Below are 14,554 nucleotides of genomic sequence, written 5' to 3' on the forward strand. Positions count from 1 at the left end.
CGCACGACCGTTGCCCGTCCCTCGGATGAGGGCGGGACGTCGGTCAGCCGGCGTGCCAGCTCGCCGTAGGTGTGAATTGTCCGGTGGGCCTGGGTAATCCGAAGTGGTCGCGCAAGGTGGTGCCGGTGTACTCGGTGCGGAACAGTCCGCGCTCGCGCAGTATCGGCACCACCGTCTCGGTGAAGACCTCGAGCCCGCCGGGGTAGTAGGGCGGCATCACGTTGAACCCGTCCGCGGCGCCGTGGGTGAACCACTCGGTGATGGTGTCGGCCACCTGTTCCGGGGTTCCGGCCACCACGCGATGTCCGCGTGCGCCTGCAAGGCGATGCAGGAGTTGTCGGACCGTCGGGTGTTCTCGTTCGACGATGCCCGCGATGACCTGTTTGCGGCTGAGCGTGTTGTCGGTGACGTCGCCGGCGTCGCCGAAGGCCGACGGCGGCACCGGGGCGTCGAGGTCGAGTGCGGACAGATCGACCTCGGCGATGCCCTTGAGCTGGTGCAATCCGTAGGCGGGCACGGTGAGCTCGTCGAATTCACGTTCGAGATCCCGGGCTGCCTGCTCGGTGTCGGCGATGAACGGACTGATCCCCGGAAGGATCTTGATGTGGTCGGGATTGCGGCCCAATGCCTGTGCGCGGGAGCGGATGTCGCGGTAGAACGCCTGCGCGTGGCCGATCGTCTGGTGTGCGGTGAAGATGGCCTCGGCATAGCGCGCGGCAAAGGCGCGCCCGTCGTTGGAGGCACCCGCCTGCACCAGGACGGGGGTTCCCTGTGGAGAGCGCGGTGCGTTGAAGGCGCCGCGGACTTGGAGGTGCTTGCCGACGAACTCGGCTCGGTGGATCTTGTCGGTGTCGGCGTAGACACCGGCGTCGCGGTCGACGACCACGGCGTCGTCCTCCCAGCTGTCCCAGAGTCGGACCGCGGCATCCACGAACTCGGCGGCGCGTTCGTACCGGACCGCCGGATCGGGGTGGGTGGGTAGGCCGAAATTCTCCGCCGCTGCCTGCGAGCCGGTGGTCACGATGTTCCACCCGGCCCGGCCTTTGGACAGGAAGTCGAGGGTGGAGAACAACCGGGCGAGGTTGTAGGGCTCGAAGTAGGTCGTCGATGCGGTGGCGATCAGCCCGATCCGTTCGGTGGCGGCGGCGATGCCGGTGAGCAGCGTGATCGGTTCGAGCCGTCCGGCCGCGTTGTGTGCGGCCTCGGAGCGCAATGCCGGTCCGTCGGCGAAGAAGATCGCGTCGAACTTCGCGGTCTCGGCGGTGCGGGCGATCTGCTGGTAGTAGTCGAGATCGTAGATGCGCTCGGGCTGCGACAACGGGTGTCGCCACGCCGCCTCGTGGTGTCCGGTCGGATAGATGAAGGCGTTCAGGTGGAGCTGACGCTGGGTGGGTGCGCTCATGGTTCCTTCCGAGGGGCGGCGGTCCGACCAACCACCTTGGCGCGGAGCAGGTCTCGCGCCAACCCTTACGCTCCCGGTGGGCTTTTGTCCGCAGTGGTGCCTCTGTGGACGGACGGGATTCGGTACTGCGGGAATCTCTGCGGTCGTCGTGAGCGTTGTGTTCCTCATGACCGACGAGACAGACGTGACCGCACACATCGCACGATTCGGGCGTTACGGCGCTTGGGGCTGGTGGGGCCAGTTCTCACCGGACGAGGCACGGCAGTTCGAAGAGCTCGGATTGGGCACGATCTGGCTCGGCGGTTCCCCGGAGCACCTCGGTCCGGTCCGCAAGATCCTCGATGCCACCGAGAACATCACCGTGGCCACCGGGATCGTCAACATCTGGAACACCGACGCTGCCGCCATCGGTGACGAGTTCAGAGCTCTCGATGCCGACTTCCCGGGGCGTTTCTATCTCGGTATCGGCGCCGGGCATCCGGAGGCCACAGCCGAATACCGGAAGCCCTACGACGCGGTGAGCGCCTACCTGGACGTGCTCGACGACAGAGGTGTCCCGGCGCAGCGGCGTCTGCTCGCGGCCCTCGGCCCGCGCATGCTGCGCTTGTCCGCCGACCGCGCCCTCGGTGCCCATCCCTACCTCACCCCGCCGGCGCACACGAAGGTCGCGCGCGACGAACTCGGCGACGCCGTGCTGCTGGCCCCCGAGCACAAGGCCGTCGTCAGCACCGACGCGCATCATGCTCGGTCGGTGGGCCGGCCCAAGGTCGACCAGCCGTATCTGCACTTGCGCAATTACACGTCGAATCTCAAGCGTCTCGGCTACACCGACGCCGACATCGAGGACGGCGGAAGTGACGATCTCATCGATGCGCTCGTCGCCCACGGTGACGCCGAGTCGGTGCGCGAACAACTCGACGTCCACCTCGCCGCGGGCGCCGACCACGTCGCGATCCAGATCCTCGGTTCGGAGACCCCGGCGACCGAACTCGCGGCGATTCTCGCGGCGGGCTGAGGCCGTCGCTGTTTCGACACCGGCCCCGATGCGGATCGCATCGGGGCCGGTGTCGTGGGGTGCGTGCGCCGGCGCGGTGGACCCGCGGGGCGAGGTCAGGTCAGCGCATAGGTGACGGTGACCGAGAAGCTCAGCGTCTGCTGACCCGGCTCGACCGGGACCGGGCTGGCCGCGAGTGTGGATTCGCGTTGCAGCGGCACGGGCTGATCCTGACCGCTGGTCTGTTCGTTGATCGTCTGCACCTTGCCCAAGGAGTCGCCCGCGAGCGACGCGTATTGCTCTGCACGTCCGCGCGCATCGTCGAAGGCGGATTCGCGGGCCTGCTTCATCAGGTCGGATTCGTCGTCGATGGAGAACCCGACGTTGCTGATGCGGGTGTTGTTCCCGCCCGCGGTCGCCGCCGCGGCCAGGATGTCGGAGGCCTTGCCGAGGTCGCGGATCGTGACGCGCACGGTGTTGGTGGCCTCGTAGCCCGAGATCTGGCCGGTGCCACCCGGCGCCGGACTGGAGTACTGCGGGTTGAGGTTCACCTCCTGGGTCTGGACGTCCTTGCGCTCCACCCCGGCGCCGACCACGGCGTCGGTGACCTGTTTGACCTTGGTGTTGGTCTCGTTGAGCGCCGTGGACACGTCGGCGGCGGTGGCCTGCACACCGATGTCGGCGTGCAGGGTGTCGGGGGTGCCGGTGACCTTGCCGCTGCCGACGACGGTCACGGTCCGGGGCTTGTCGCCACCGCCGTCGTCGCCGCAGGCGGCCAGCCCGAGAGTGGCGAGGCCTGCGACGACGATCACCGCGACCCGTCGTGTCGTCCGCGTCATCCTCCGCTTGCTCACACCGCCTCCTTCAGGACCAGACCGACCAACCACCCGACGACCGAGATCACGATGGCCCCGAGGATCGCCGACCAGAAGAAATCGTCGACCTCCAATCCCCAGTGAGTGGTGTTCCGGGTGATCCAGGCCGTGATCTCGAGCATGAACGCGTTGATGACGACGTGGATGAGGCCGAGGGTGAGGATGTAGAGGGGAATCGACAGCAACTGCACGATCGGCTTCACGAAGGCGTTGACGACTCCGAAGATCAACGCGACCACGACGACGATCCCGAACTCCTCCCATCCCGTCGAACCGCCGACGAAATTCAGGCCGGGCACGATCAATGTGGCGATCCACAGTGAGAAACCCGTGAACGCCGTGCGAATCAGGAACGCGGACATGGCAGTCAGTGTGCCAGGTGGCCGAACCGGCGGACGGAATCGACGCGGCGCGATCGGTCGGGTGGTGGTGGATGGTCGGTGGCGCATCGAAGGTGCGGGCGGTGACCCTGGCGCCGGCCGACCACCGACCACAGCCGGCCTGTCGACAACGCCGAACCCGCGCCCGACGATGGGCAGGGGCGGAACACCGGGACACGCGCGGGGTGTCTGCGTGGTCGGTTCCTGGCGGTTTGGACTGTTCTCGCAGTTCGCGTAACATAGAGCGTCGGTGTGCGTCGCATGCCGCTCTCGGCGTGTCATGCGGCCTGCCGGGGCGGGCGGCGAACGTCACTACCGATGGTCCTGGTCAGCCGACCCGGTGCCATCACCGTAACGGATAAACACGGATTCAACCGGGCTTCACGCCGGTGGGAACGCAGGCGCGATCCCCGAGGTGAGCAGCCAGGATCGCGGAGGACATGGCGAAAAAAGACGGGGCCATCGAGGTCGAGGGACGGGTCATCGAACCCCTGCCCAATGCGATGTTTCGCATTGAGCTGGAGAACGGTCACAAGGTTCTCGCCCACATCAGCGGCAAGATGCGGCAGCACTACATCCGCATCCTGCCCGAGGACCGGGTCGTCGTGGAACTCTCGCCCTACGACCTCGGTCGTGGGCGCATCGTTTACCGATACAAGTAAGACTTCCCCCGAACACGGGTGAGGACAGATCAGGTACGGCTGTCGTCGTGCCTGGACCAGTCAAGGAGAAGCGGACGTGAAGGTTCAGCCGAGCGTCAAGCCGATCTGCGAGAAGTGCAAGGTGATCCGCCGCAACGGTCGGGTCATGGTGATCTGCGAGAACCTGCGTCACAAGCAGCGTCAGGGCTGATCACGGCAACCCTCCGGGTCGCTTGAGAGTCGCGCCGGGAGCGTAAGCGAGCGGGCGACATCGACACAGAGACACAACTGAATAGACAGATGAGCTGAACAAGCACTTTGTGAAGCCCTCCTGGCACCAGCGCCGACATACGGGTCGTCGCCCACCTCCAGACTGTGAATGGCGGACCACCGCCGGACACCATGAAGCGAGCACCGCTCGCGTCGTGCAGAGGCTGGAGCCCGACAAGAGTTTCGGGACGGACCGGGAGAAGACCTCTGAGATGAAAAGGAAATCCGCCACATGGCACGTGTTGCAGGTGTGGACCTCCCCCGCGAGAAGCGGCTGGAGATCGCACTGACCTACATCTATGGAGTTGGTCGTACCACCTCCAAGGAGATCCTCGACGGCACCGGTCTGAGCCCAGACCTGCGCGCCAAGGATCTCACCGACGCAGACGTCGCAAAGCTGCGTGAGTACATCGAGGCATCGGTGAAGGTCGAGGGTGACCTGCGCCGCGAGGTGCAGGCCGACATCCGTCGCAAGATCGAGATCGGCTGCTACCAGGGTCTGCGCCACCGTCGTGGCCTGCCCGTCCGCGGACAGCGCACCAAGACCAATGCCCGTACTCGTAAGGGCCCGAAGAAGACCATCGCCGGGAAGAAGAAGTAATGCCTCCTAAGTCACGTAGCGCAGGCCCCAAGAAGGGCGCACGCCGCCGCGACAAGAAGAACGTCCCGCACGGCAGCGCACACATCAAGTCGACGTTCAACAACACCATCGTGTCGATCAGCGACCCCAACGGAAACGTCATCAGCTGGGCGTCCTCGGGTCATGTCGGCTTCAAGGGTTCGCGTAAGAGCACCCCGTTCGCGGCTCAGCTCGCGGCGGAGAACGCTGCACGCAAGGCCCAGGAGCACGGCGTCAAGAAGGTCGACGTATTCGTCAAGGGACCGGGTTCGGGTCGCGAGACCGCCATCCGGTCGCTGCAGGCCGCCGGCCTCGAAGTCGGCACCATCTCCGATGTCACCCCGCAGCCGCACAACGGCTGCCGTCCGCCCAAGCGGCGTCGGGTCTAGCGGGATAGGGAGGAACTGAGAAAATGGCTCGTTATACCGGCCCCGCAACAAAGAAGTCCCGTCGTCTGCGCGTCGATCTCATCGGCGGAGACCAGGCGTTCGAGCGTCGTCCCTACCCGCCCGGCCAGCACGGCCGCTCGCGGATCAAGGAGAGCGAATACCTGCAGCAGCTGCAGGAGAAGCAGAAGGCCCGCTTCACCTACGGAGTGATGGAAAAGCAGTTCCGTCGCTACTACGAAGAGGCCAACCGTCGTACCGGCAAGACCGGTGACGAGCTGCTCCGCATCCTGGAGACCCGCCTCGACAACGTCGTGTACCGCGCCGGACTGGCTCGGACCCGTCGTCAGGCCCGTCAGATGGTCAGCCACGGCCACTTCACCGTCAACGGTGTGAAGGTCGACGTGCCCAGCTACCGGGTCAGCCAGTACGACATCATCGACGTCCGTCCGAAGTCGCTGCAGACCGTCCCGTTCCAGATCGCCAAGGAGATCCAGGGCGACCGTCCGGTTCCGGGTTGGCTGCAGGTGGTTCCGTCGACGCTGCGCATCCTCGTGCACCAGGTGCCCGAGCGCGCTCAGATCGAGGTTCCTCTGCAGGAGCAGCTCATCGTCGAGTTCTACTCGAAGTAGTCACTGTCGAGTGCTACTCGAAGTAGTCACTGTCGAGTTCTACTCGAAGTAATCGTCACAACGACACGCCTGACAGCACACGCTGTTCGGTTCACCCTCGAGGCCGTCAAATAGCGGTCGGCCAAAGGAGAACAAGAAATGCTCATCTCACAGCGACCCACTCTGACCGAGGAGATCATCGCCGAGAACCGCTCGAAGTTCGTCATCGAGCCTCTCGAGCCGGGCTTCGGCTATACCCTCGGCAACTCGCTGCGTCGTACCCTGCTCAGCTCGATCCCGGGCGCTGCGATCACCAGCATCCGGATCGACGGGGTCCTGCACGAGTTCACCACCGTCCCCGGGGTGAAGGAAGACGTCACCGACATCATCCTGAACCTCAAGGGCCTCGTGGTGAGCTCCGAAGAGGACGAGCCGGTCACCATGTACGTGCGCAAGCAGGGTCCGGGCACCGTCACCGGCGCCGACATCGTGCCCCCGGCCGGTGTCACCGTGCACAACCCTGATCTGCACATCGCCACCCTGAACGACAAGGGCAAGCTCGAGATCGAGCTCGTCGTCGAGCGGGGCCGCGGCTACGTGCCGGCCGTGCAGAACAAGGCGTCGGGTGCCGAGATCGGCCGGATTCCGGTCGACTCGATCTACTCGCCGGTGCTCAAGGTGACCTACAAGGTCGAGGCCACCCGTGTCGAGCAGCGCACCGACTTCGATCGGCTCGTGCTGGACGTGGAGACCAAGAACTCGATCACCGCTCGTGATGCGCTCGCCTCCGCGGGCAAGACCCTGGTCGAGCTGTTCGGGCTGGCCCGGGAGCTCAACGTGGAGGCCGAGGGCATCGAGATCGGGCCGTCGCCTGCCGAGGCCGATCACCTGCAGTCGTTCAGCCTGCCGATCGAGGATCTGGAGCTGACCGTGCGGTCCTACAACTGCCTCAAGCGCGAGGGTGTTCACACCGTCGGCGAGCTGGTGGCACGGACCGAATCGGATCTGCTCGACATCCGTAACTTCGGACAGAAGTCGATCGACGAGGTGAAGGTCAAGCTGCACGCCCTGGGTCTGTCCCTCAAGGACAGCCCGGCCAGCTTCGATCCGTCGCAGGTGGCCGGTTACGACCCGGCGACCGGTACGTGGTCGGACGACGCGTCCTTCGACGCCGACTCCGGTGAGGATTTCGCTGAAACCGAGCAGCTGTAAGGCGCTCGCCCAACCCTGACCTCTCCCATCGCGACCGGGAGATTCTTCTAGGAGAAGAGAAATGCCCAAGCCCACCAAGGGTGCCCGCCTCGGCGGGTCGGCCAGCCACCAGAAGGCGATGTTGGCGAATCTCGCCACCTCGCTCTTCGAGCACGGCCGCATCACCACCACTGAAGCGAAGGCGAAGCGGCTGCGCCCCTACGCCGAGAAGCTGATCACCCACGCGAAGGCCGGCTCGCTGGCCCACCGTCGTGAGGTGATGAAGGACATCCGTGACAAGGACGTCGTGCACACCCTGTTCGCCGAGATCGGCCCGTTCTTCGCGGATCGTCCCGGTGGCTACACCCGCATCATCAAGACGCTGCCGCGTAAGGGCGACAACGCCCCCATGGCAGTGATCGAGCTGGTGCGTGAGTCGACGGCGTCGAGCGAGGCTTCGCGCGCGACCCGCGTCGCGGCCTCGCAGAAGGCCGCAGCGCAGAAGGCGACCGAGCAGGTCGCCGAAGACGCCGACGTCGAGAACGTGGTGGAGGCCGTCGAGGCCGACGCCACCGACTCCGAGGTCGCCAACGCCGACGCGGTTGCCGAGGCCGTCGACGACGAGTCGAGTGCCGCGACCGCCGAGGATGCTGCGGACGCCGGGAGCGAAGCGAGCGGGTCGGATGACGCCGAGAAGAAGTCCGACGACTGAACCTCGCACCGTAGTTCACGACGAACCCGTCGTCACCGCATGGTGGCGGCGGGTTCGTTCGTCTCGTACCCGCGGTCACGGATGGCCACAACACGGGTGGTCGGCCGAGGAGACTATTGTCGTGGCGGTGCCGTGAGGTCCGGTTCGAACACGATTCCTGCCCGAGATGGAGATCACGCTGAACGAGAACGAGGAGCCGGTGTCGTCCGCTGCGACGGACCTCGGCCGTCTGCGGCTCGACATCTCCTACGACGGAACCGATTTCGCGGGGTGGGCGCGCCAGACTGATCAGCGAACCGTGTGTGGGGTGCTCGAGGACACGCTGGCCACGGTCCTGCGGGTGCCGGTACATCTCACCGTCGCCGGCCGGACGGATTCCGGCGTCCATGCGACCGGGCAGGTCGCGCACACCGACGTCCCGGTGTCGTCGCTCGAAGCCCGGTCGATCGACGGCGATCCGTCACGGCTCGTCGGCCGACTGGCCAAGATGCTGCCCGACGATGTCCGGGTGCGTGCGATCTCGCGTGTCGGTTCGGATTTCGATGCACGCTTCTCGGCACTGCGGCGGCACTATGTCTATCGGCTCACCGACGCGCGCTGGGGTCCCGAGCCGATCCACGCCCGCGCGACGGCCGCGTGGTCGCGCGCGCTGGACGTCGATGCGATGAACGAGGCATCACACAGTCTGTTGGGGCTCAACGACTTCGCCGCCTTCTGCCGTCGTCGCGAAGGTGCCACCACGATTCGCGATCTGCAGCGATTCTCCTGGTTGCGCGACGACGAGGGCGTCCTGATCGGGCGGGTCAGCGCAGACGCCTTCTGCTGGTCGATGGTTCGCTCGTTGGTGGGGGCGGTGGCATGCGTCGGTGACGGCCGCCGCGACCTCGCCTGGTGTCGAGGACTGCTGGCCGAACGCACCCGTAGCAGCGGTGTCCCGGTCGCCGAGGCGCGCGGCCTGTGCCTCGTCGGCGTCGACTACCCGGCGGCCGGCGACCTCGCCGCCCGCAACGAGGTCACCCGGGATGTGCGCAGGGGCACCGGCGGTTGCTGCGGCGATTGATCCCGCGAAAAGTGGGTGCTGCCGGCGCCTGGGCTGTTGCTGTCGCGGGATATCCGGTTGCTGTCGGCGAACGTGTGGTTGCTGTCGCGGGATCTCTGGTTGCTGTCGCGGATCTCAGGGGGCGGGTGGCGCCGAGATGTCGGTGAGCCAGGCGACGATCATGTCTCCCAGCATCTTTCGCTGTGCCGACCGTTGGTGGGCGGCGGTCAGGTCGCGGTCGAAGAGCGACTTGAAGGTGTATCGGTTGGCGACCCGGAAGAAGCAATAGCTGCTGATGGCCTGGTGCACGTCGAGAGCGTCGACGTCGTCGCGGAACAGGCCGCGGGTGCGGCCGACCTCGAGGATGCGGCCGAGGACGTCGAGTGCGGGGCTGCCGAGCTCACGCACCGTCTCGGTGCTCTTGATGTGCGCGCCCTTGAGGATGTTCTCGCCGGCGACGATGCGGATGAAGTCCGGATTGCGGTCGTGGTGATCGAAGGTGATCTCGGCGAGCTGGCGGATCGCGGTCACCGGATCGTCCTCGATGTGGGTGACCCGCTGTTCGAGACGGCGGATCTTGCCGTACGACGCCTCCAGCACGGCCTGGTAGAGGCCGTCCTTGTCGCCGTAGTAGTAGTAGATCATCCGCTTGGTGGTGTGTGTCTTCGCCGCGATCTCGTCCACCCGCGCACCCGCATACCCTTTGTTGGCGAACTCTTTGGTCGCCACGGCGACGATGTTCGCCCTGGTGCGATCGGCATCGCGGCGACGGACGGTCTCGGTGGTCACCTCATGAACTCTATCGTTCGTTCATATGTCGTCGCCGATCCTCTCCGGCCACGACCACTAGGCGCTGCGTGCGACGGATGTCTCGGCAGCGATCAGATCGCGGATGTGTCGGGTCATCCGTTCGGCGTCGGGCTCGCACTCGCTGAACAGCCGCACGGCGTCGACCGCCTGATGCACCGCCATCCCGTCGCCGGTGAGGGTGCGGGCGCCGAGCGCTCGGGCGGTCGCGACGAGTTCGGTGATCACCGGTCGGTAGACCACCTCGGCAACCCAGAGATCCGGGCGCAGCGACGACGGCGACACCGCCATACCGGGGTGGGCGGCCATGCCGATCGGAGTGGCATGGACGAGTCCGTCGGCACCGGCGATCGCGCGGTCGGCGTCGTCGGTACCGCCTGCCGTCACCGACGTGCCCCCGAACAACGGACGTAACGTGTCGGCCAGATCGGTCGAACGCGCCGGGTCGGCGTCGACGATGTGGAAGCGTTCGACGCCGCGCGTGAGCATCGCGTACGCCACCGCGGCCCCGGCGCCGCCCGCGCCGAGTTGCACCACCGACGAGCGGGGGACCGGATCCGCGCTCGCATCGCCGAACCCCAGATCGAAGTTGCGCGCGAACCCCGACCAATCGGTGTTGTGCCCGACCCGGCGGTCACCGTCGAACACCACGGTGTTGACCGCACCGAGACGTTCGGCGTCGGGCGACAGTTCGTCGAGGTGTGCGAGCACCCGCTGCTTGAACGGATGGGTGATGTTCAGCCCGCGCAAGCCTGTCTGCTGGGCGCGTGCCACCAGCGCACCGAGGTCGACGGTGCCGGCCGACTCGGCCGCGACGTCGAGGATCAGATACGTGTGGTCGCGGCCGGCGACGGTCGCCTCCCGTTCGTGCAAGGCCGGGGTGAGAGATCGCGAGATCCCTTCCCCGACCAGCGCGCAGACCATCGCTCCGTCGGCGACTCGAGTGGCGGCGGTGGCGAATTCGGTGTCGAACATCGGTCTCTTCCTGATGGGGCTGGTCTCGGGGACGGCGGGGGCGCCGGTCATCGTCGAGCTGGTATCCGCGTGGTCGGGATCAGGCGGGGGCGCCGTTGAGGACCGGGCCGGAGTCGGCCTCGGTCGGCGCCGTCCGCTCGCCGAGCTGCATCGTGTCGGTCTTGTTGGTTTCCAGCGCGGTCGATGCCGCACCCGCGGCGATCAGGGAGCAGACGGCGACGACGATGGCGACCGGCAGCCAGCCCAATGTCCCTTCGCCGAGGATGGCCGACGCCACCAGCGGCAGGAAACCACTGCTCATGAAGCCGAGCTGGGTGCCGATGGCAACGCCCGAATACCGGACCCGAGCCGGGAACATCTCGGCGTAGAACGACGGCCACACGGCGTTGGCCGCGGCGTAGACGACGGACTGGATGATCACGGTCGCGATCAGGATGACCCAGAACGAACCGGTGGTGATCAGTGCGAGGTACGGGAAGGCGAGCACCGCGCAGCCGAGCGCGCCACCGATGAACACCGGTTTGCGTCCGACCCGGTCGGAGGCCAGGCCCCACAGTGGCTGGCTGACGAGCATGACGAGGTTGGCCACCACGCTGACGGTCAGCATGGAACTCTTCGAGACCTCGAAGTCGTCGGTGGCGTACTTGAGGGCGAAGGTGGAGAACAGCGTGCTCATCACCGAGATCAGTGCGCAGGCGATGACGCGGACGAGGCCGCGCCAGTGGTGGCGCAAGAGCACCAGCAGCGGCACCTCGGAGACGCCGTCGGAGTCTTTGACCTTCTCGAACACCGGGGTCTCGGGCATGGACCGACGGATCAGGTAGGCGACCAGCATCACCACCGAGCTGAACAGGAAGGGCACGCGCCAGCCCCAGCTCAGCAGGATGTCGTCGGGGAGCGCTGCGACGGGGATGAAGACGAGTGTGCCGACGAGCAGACCCGCCTGGGTGCCGTTGAGTGTCCAGCTGGCGTAGAAGGCACGTTTGCCGGAATCGGCATGCTCGACAGTCAGCGAGCTCGCCCCTGACTGTTCGCCGGCCGCGGACAGCCCCTGCATCAGTCGCAGCGTGACCAAGGCGATCGGGGCGGCGATCCCGATCGCGTGGTAGTCGGGAAGACAGCCGATGAGGAAGGTCGATGCACCCATCAGCAGCAGGGTGAACACCAGCACGCGTTGCCTGCCGATGCGATCACCGAAGTGGCCGAGGATCACGGCGCCGACGGGACGGGCCACATAAGCGACACCGAAGGTTGCGAACGCAGCGAGAGTGCCTGCGCCGGAACTGAAGTCGGGGAAGAAGATCTTGTTGAACACCAGCGCGGACGCGGTGCCGAAGATGAAGAAGTCGTAGTACTCGACCAGGCTGCCCATGAAGCTGGCCAGCGCGGCCTTACGCGGCGCGGGCGCCGGCAGGTCGTGGGTGGTGGTCATCGGTCCTCCAGATGTGGTGATCGCTACCACGTGGGCGGCGTGTGACTGAGACTACAAACCACGTGTGATGCCGTCAAGACAACTAACCAGATAGTTCATAAAAACTACCAGATGTGCAGGTGGGAGTACTCAATGCACTGAGCATAGAGGCGAGACGTGGACTCATTAATGAACTATTTGGTACATTTTGGTGGACCGTGTCCCACGTCACCATCGGAGGTCGGCGATGACCACAGGCCCCACCCGACACGCAGGAGCCGCCACGGTGAACCCCGCGGATCGTCGCGACCCGCCGCGGACCGCGATCGCGACCGTCTGCCTGTCCGGCACACTCGAGGACAAGCTCGACGCCGCAGCCGCGGCCGGGTTCGACGGGGTGGAGATCTTCGAGCCCGACCTGATCGCGAGTCCGGAGCCTCCGGCCGCAGTCGCGCGGACCGTGGCCGACCGGGGACTGACCATCGACCTGTACCAACCGTTCCGTGACCTCGACAGCACTGATCCGGATCGGTTCGCACGCAACATCGTACGGCTGGAACGCAAGTTCGATCTGATGGACGAGCTCGGATCCGACCTCCTGCTGGTCTGTTCCTCACCCGCCGGTGACGCGGTACGTGACGACGCATTGCTCTGTCATCAGCTCGCGGTGGCCGCCGAGGTCGCGCAGCGTCGCGGCAAGCGGATCGCCTTCGAGGCACTGGCCTGGGGGACACACGTGCACGACTATCGCCATGCGGCAGGACTCGTTGCACAGGTCGACAATCCGGTGCTGGGCAATTGCCTCGACAGCTTTCATGTGCTGTCCCGGGGTGACGACCCGGCTTCGATCGCGACCCTCGCGCCGGGGTCGATCTTCTTCGTCCAGCTCGCCGATGCGCCGACGATGCGGATGGACATCCTGCAGTGGAGTCGCCATCACCGCTGTCTGCCGGGGCAGGGGAACTTCGACCTCGGGGGTTTCATCCGCGCGGTCGATGCCGGTGGTTACCGAGGGCCATGGTCGCTGGAGATCTTCAGCGACGTCTTCCGGCACGCGGACCCGGTGCGCACGGCGCGGGATGCACACCGGTCGCTGCGTTATCTGGCCGAACTCGCCGACGCCGGTTCGACGACCGAGACCGTCACCGGTGCCGACACCGCGCCCCGACGGCCGGCGACCGCGGGCGAGATCGTCTCGGTGCGGGTGGCCGCCGGTCCGGTGATGGCACCGCGTGTGGCGCAGACCTTGTCGCACATTGGCTTCGACCTGCAGGGCGTCGACAGCGGGACAGGTCTGCAGCTCTATCGGGATGCGGACATCGCGGTCGTGGTCGATTCGACCGCCGGAACGGTGTGGACCGCTCCCGGTGTGGCGCCGGACATGCCGACGATCGCACAGGTCGGCTTGCGCAGCGACGACACGGTGGCCTGGGCCGATCGCGCGAAGGCTTTCGACGTACCGGTCGCGTCGATCCCGGCCCCGGGCACGGTCGGTGGCGAAGCGGGCGGCACCCCGGACCTCGACGAGGTGGTCCGCCTCGACGTGACCGACACCCTCGCCATCGATCTGCGCGCGGTGACATCTGCGGCACGGTGGCAGCAGCGATTCGATCTGGTACCCCGTCGCCCGTCGGGTCCGACGCATCTCTACACCGGGGTCGACCACATCGGACTCGGGATCACCACCGCGGACTGGGAGGGGGCGATGCTGTTGTTGCGTTCGGTCTTCGGTATGCGGGTCGACGACGGTCTCGACGTCCCCGATGCCGTCGGCACCATGCGCAGCCAGGCGTTGACGATGCCCACCGGAGCCGGCTCGACCGTCCGGGTGGTCGCCTCGATGGTGCCGAGCCAACTCGACGCACGCGGGCCGCTACGACGGCGCGGCGGACTGACCCACGTCGCGTTCGCCTGCGACGACGTCATCGAGACTGCCCGACTCTGTCGCGAGCGCGGGCTGCGGGCCCTGGCCATCCCGGACAATTACTACGACGACCTCACCGCGCGATTCGACCTGTCCGACAACGTGATCGAACAGATGCGTGATCTCGACGTCCTGTACGACGCGGATCCGGCCGGTGGCGAGTTCTTCCACTTCTTCACCCCGGCGATCGGGGAGGACCTGTTCTTCGAGGTCGTCTGCCGGCGCCGTGGCTACCGCGGCTACGGCGAGGTCAACTCACCGGTGCGGGTGGCGGCCGAACTGCATCGAGCCGCGCAGCAGGCGGCCGACGCCTGAGA

At 66.5% G+C, this 14,554-nt stretch carries 16 protein-coding genes; 10 read left to right on the top strand and 6 right to left on the bottom strand.

Annotated features, from left to right (window positions below; translation table 11 throughout):
- Positions 1-43: 43 nt before the first annotated feature.
- Entirely contained in the window at positions 44-1,402 is a 1,359-nt protein-coding gene (locus AAFP35_RS06010) for an LLM class flavin-dependent oxidoreductase (RefSeq protein WP_419220641.1), read from the bottom strand.
- Between the two features lie 166 nt (positions 1,403-1,568).
- Between AAFP35_RS06010 and AAFP35_RS06015 the strand changes: the two genes are divergently transcribed.
- Entirely contained in the window at positions 1,569-2,417 is an 849-nt protein-coding gene (locus tag AAFP35_RS06015; protein WP_419220642.1) for an LLM class F420-dependent oxidoreductase, read from the top strand.
- A gap of 95 nt (positions 2,418-2,512) precedes the next feature.
- Here AAFP35_RS06015 and AAFP35_RS06020 read toward each other — a convergent pair whose 3' ends face one another.
- Positions 2,513-3,250, bottom strand: a complete 738-nt coding sequence (locus tag AAFP35_RS06020) for an SIMPL domain-containing protein (protein WP_419220643.1) — start codon at positions 3,248-3,250, stop codon at positions 2,513-2,515.
- Complete coding sequence (locus AAFP35_RS06025; protein WP_419220644.1) at positions 3,247-3,633, bottom strand: phage holin family protein; 387 nt, start codon at positions 3,631-3,633, stop codon at positions 3,247-3,249. Before AAFP35_RS06025 ends, AAFP35_RS06020 begins: the two co-directional genes overlap by 4 nt.
- 458 nt (positions 3,634-4,091) lie before the next feature.
- Here AAFP35_RS06025 and infA point away from each other — a divergent pair, with 458 nt between their 5' ends.
- The 8 genes from infA (at position 4,092) to truA (ending at position 9,141) form a co-directional block, all read left to right on the top strand.
- On the top strand, positions 4,092-4,313 hold the full coding sequence (gene infA, locus AAFP35_RS06030; RefSeq protein WP_005170487.1) for a translation initiation factor IF-1: 222 nt from the start codon (positions 4,092-4,094) through the stop codon (positions 4,311-4,313).
- A 76-nt stretch (positions 4,314-4,389) separates the two neighbouring features.
- Positions 4,390-4,503 carry a 50S ribosomal protein L36 gene (rpmJ, locus tag AAFP35_RS06035; protein ID WP_005207978.1) on the top strand — a complete coding sequence of 38 codons (114 nt, stop codon included), beginning with the start codon at positions 4,390-4,392 and terminating at the stop codon, positions 4,501-4,503.
- A 291-nt stretch (positions 4,504-4,794) separates the two neighbouring features.
- Positions 4,795-5,163 carry a 30S ribosomal protein S13 gene (gene rpsM / locus AAFP35_RS06040; protein ID WP_419220645.1) on the top strand — a complete coding sequence of 123 codons (369 nt, stop codon included), beginning with the start codon at positions 4,795-4,797 and terminating at the stop codon, positions 5,161-5,163.
- Positions 5,163-5,570, top strand: coding sequence for a 30S ribosomal protein S11 (gene rpsK, locus AAFP35_RS06045; protein WP_419220646.1), 408 nt, complete (start codon positions 5,163-5,165; stop codon positions 5,568-5,570). The genes rpsM and rpsK overlap by 1 nt, the downstream gene beginning before the upstream one ends.
- 23 nt (positions 5,571-5,593) lie before the next feature.
- Positions 5,594-6,199 (top strand): 30S ribosomal protein S4, encoded by a 606-nt coding sequence (gene rpsD / locus AAFP35_RS06050; RefSeq protein ID WP_419220647.1) that lies wholly within the window; start codon positions 5,594-5,596, stop codon positions 6,197-6,199.
- Between the two features lie 138 nt (positions 6,200-6,337).
- Positions 6,338-7,390, top strand: coding sequence for a DNA-directed RNA polymerase subunit alpha (locus AAFP35_RS06055; protein ID WP_419220648.1), 1,053 nt, complete (start codon positions 6,338-6,340; stop codon positions 7,388-7,390).
- A gap of 61 nt (positions 7,391-7,451) precedes the next feature.
- Entirely contained in the window at positions 7,452-8,081 is a 630-nt protein-coding gene (gene rplQ / locus AAFP35_RS06060) for a 50S ribosomal protein L17 (RefSeq protein WP_419220649.1), read from the top strand.
- A gap of 166 nt (positions 8,082-8,247) precedes the next feature.
- Positions 8,248-9,141, top strand: a complete 894-nt coding sequence (gene truA, locus AAFP35_RS06065; protein ID WP_419220650.1) for a tRNA pseudouridine(38-40) synthase TruA — start codon at positions 8,248-8,250, stop codon at positions 9,139-9,141.
- A 114-nt stretch (positions 9,142-9,255) separates the two neighbouring features.
- Here the strand turns inward: truA and AAFP35_RS06070 are convergent, their stop codons facing one another.
- The 3 genes from AAFP35_RS06070 to AAFP35_RS06080 form a co-directional block, all read right to left on the bottom strand.
- Positions 9,256-9,909 (bottom strand): TetR/AcrR family transcriptional regulator, encoded by a 654-nt coding sequence (locus AAFP35_RS06070; RefSeq protein WP_419220651.1) that lies wholly within the window; start codon positions 9,907-9,909, stop codon positions 9,256-9,258.
- A 57-nt stretch (positions 9,910-9,966) separates the two neighbouring features.
- Positions 9,967-10,902 carry a shikimate dehydrogenase gene (locus AAFP35_RS06075; RefSeq protein WP_419220652.1) on the bottom strand — a complete coding sequence of 312 codons (936 nt, stop codon included), beginning with the start codon at positions 10,900-10,902 and terminating at the stop codon, positions 9,967-9,969.
- 79 nt (positions 10,903-10,981) lie between these two features.
- Positions 10,982-12,334, bottom strand: coding sequence for an MFS transporter (locus tag AAFP35_RS06080; protein ID WP_419220653.1), 1,353 nt, complete (start codon positions 12,332-12,334; stop codon positions 10,982-10,984).
- A 226-nt stretch (positions 12,335-12,560) separates the two neighbouring features.
- Here AAFP35_RS06080 and AAFP35_RS06085 point away from each other — a divergent pair, with 226 nt between their 5' ends.
- Positions 12,561-14,552: a TIM barrel protein gene (locus AAFP35_RS06085; RefSeq protein WP_419220654.1), complete on the top strand. Its 1,992-nt coding sequence runs from the start codon at positions 12,561-12,563 to the stop codon at positions 14,550-14,552.
- The last annotated feature ends 2 nt before the right edge of the window (positions 14,553-14,554 follow it).

The organism is Gordonia sp. CPCC 206044, from assembly GCF_048537895.1.
Taxonomy (GTDB): domain Bacteria; phylum Actinomycetota; class Actinomycetes; order Mycobacteriales; family Mycobacteriaceae; genus Gordonia.

What these genes read in the sequence shown, in the direction of transcription:
- AAFP35_RS06025 (WP_419220644.1), bottom strand. Translation starts at nt 3,633, where the DNA reads ATGTCCGCGTTCCTGATTCGCACGGCGTTCACGGGTTTCTCACTGTGG.
- truA (WP_419220650.1), top strand. Translation starts at nt 8,248, where the DNA reads ATGGAGATCACGCTGAACGAGAACGAGGAGCCGGTGTCGTCCGCTGCG.
- rpsK (WP_419220646.1), top strand. Translation starts at nt 5,163, where the DNA reads ATGCCTCCTAAGTCACGTAGCGCAGGCCCCAAGAAGGGCGCACGCCGC.
- AAFP35_RS06055 (WP_419220648.1), top strand. Translation starts at nt 6,338, where the DNA reads ATGCTCATCTCACAGCGACCCACTCTGACCGAGGAGATCATCGCCGAG.
- AAFP35_RS06075 (WP_419220652.1), bottom strand. Translation starts at nt 10,902, where the DNA reads ATGTTCGACACCGAATTCGCCACCGCCGCCACTCGAGTCGCCGACGGA.
- AAFP35_RS06010 (WP_419220641.1), bottom strand. Translation starts at nt 1,402, where the DNA reads ATGAGCGCACCCACCCAGCGTCAGCTCCACCTGAACGCCTTCATCTAT.
- AAFP35_RS06085 (WP_419220654.1), top strand. Translation starts at nt 12,561, where the DNA reads ATGACCACAGGCCCCACCCGACACGCAGGAGCCGCCACGGTGAACCCC.
- rpsD (WP_419220647.1), top strand. Translation starts at nt 5,594, where the DNA reads ATGGCTCGTTATACCGGCCCCGCAACAAAGAAGTCCCGTCGTCTGCGC.
- rplQ (WP_419220649.1), top strand. Translation starts at nt 7,452, where the DNA reads ATGCCCAAGCCCACCAAGGGTGCCCGCCTCGGCGGGTCGGCCAGCCAC.
- rpsM (WP_419220645.1), top strand. Translation starts at nt 4,795, where the DNA reads ATGGCACGTGTTGCAGGTGTGGACCTCCCCCGCGAGAAGCGGCTGGAG.
- AAFP35_RS06080 (WP_419220653.1), bottom strand. Translation starts at nt 12,334, where the DNA reads ATGACCACCACCCACGACCTGCCGGCGCCCGCGCCGCGTAAGGCCGCG.
- infA (WP_005170487.1), top strand. Translation starts at nt 4,092, where the DNA reads ATGGCGAAAAAAGACGGGGCCATCGAGGTCGAGGGACGGGTCATCGAA.
- AAFP35_RS06015 (WP_419220642.1), top strand. Translation starts at nt 1,569, where the DNA reads ATGACCGACGAGACAGACGTGACCGCACACATCGCACGATTCGGGCGT.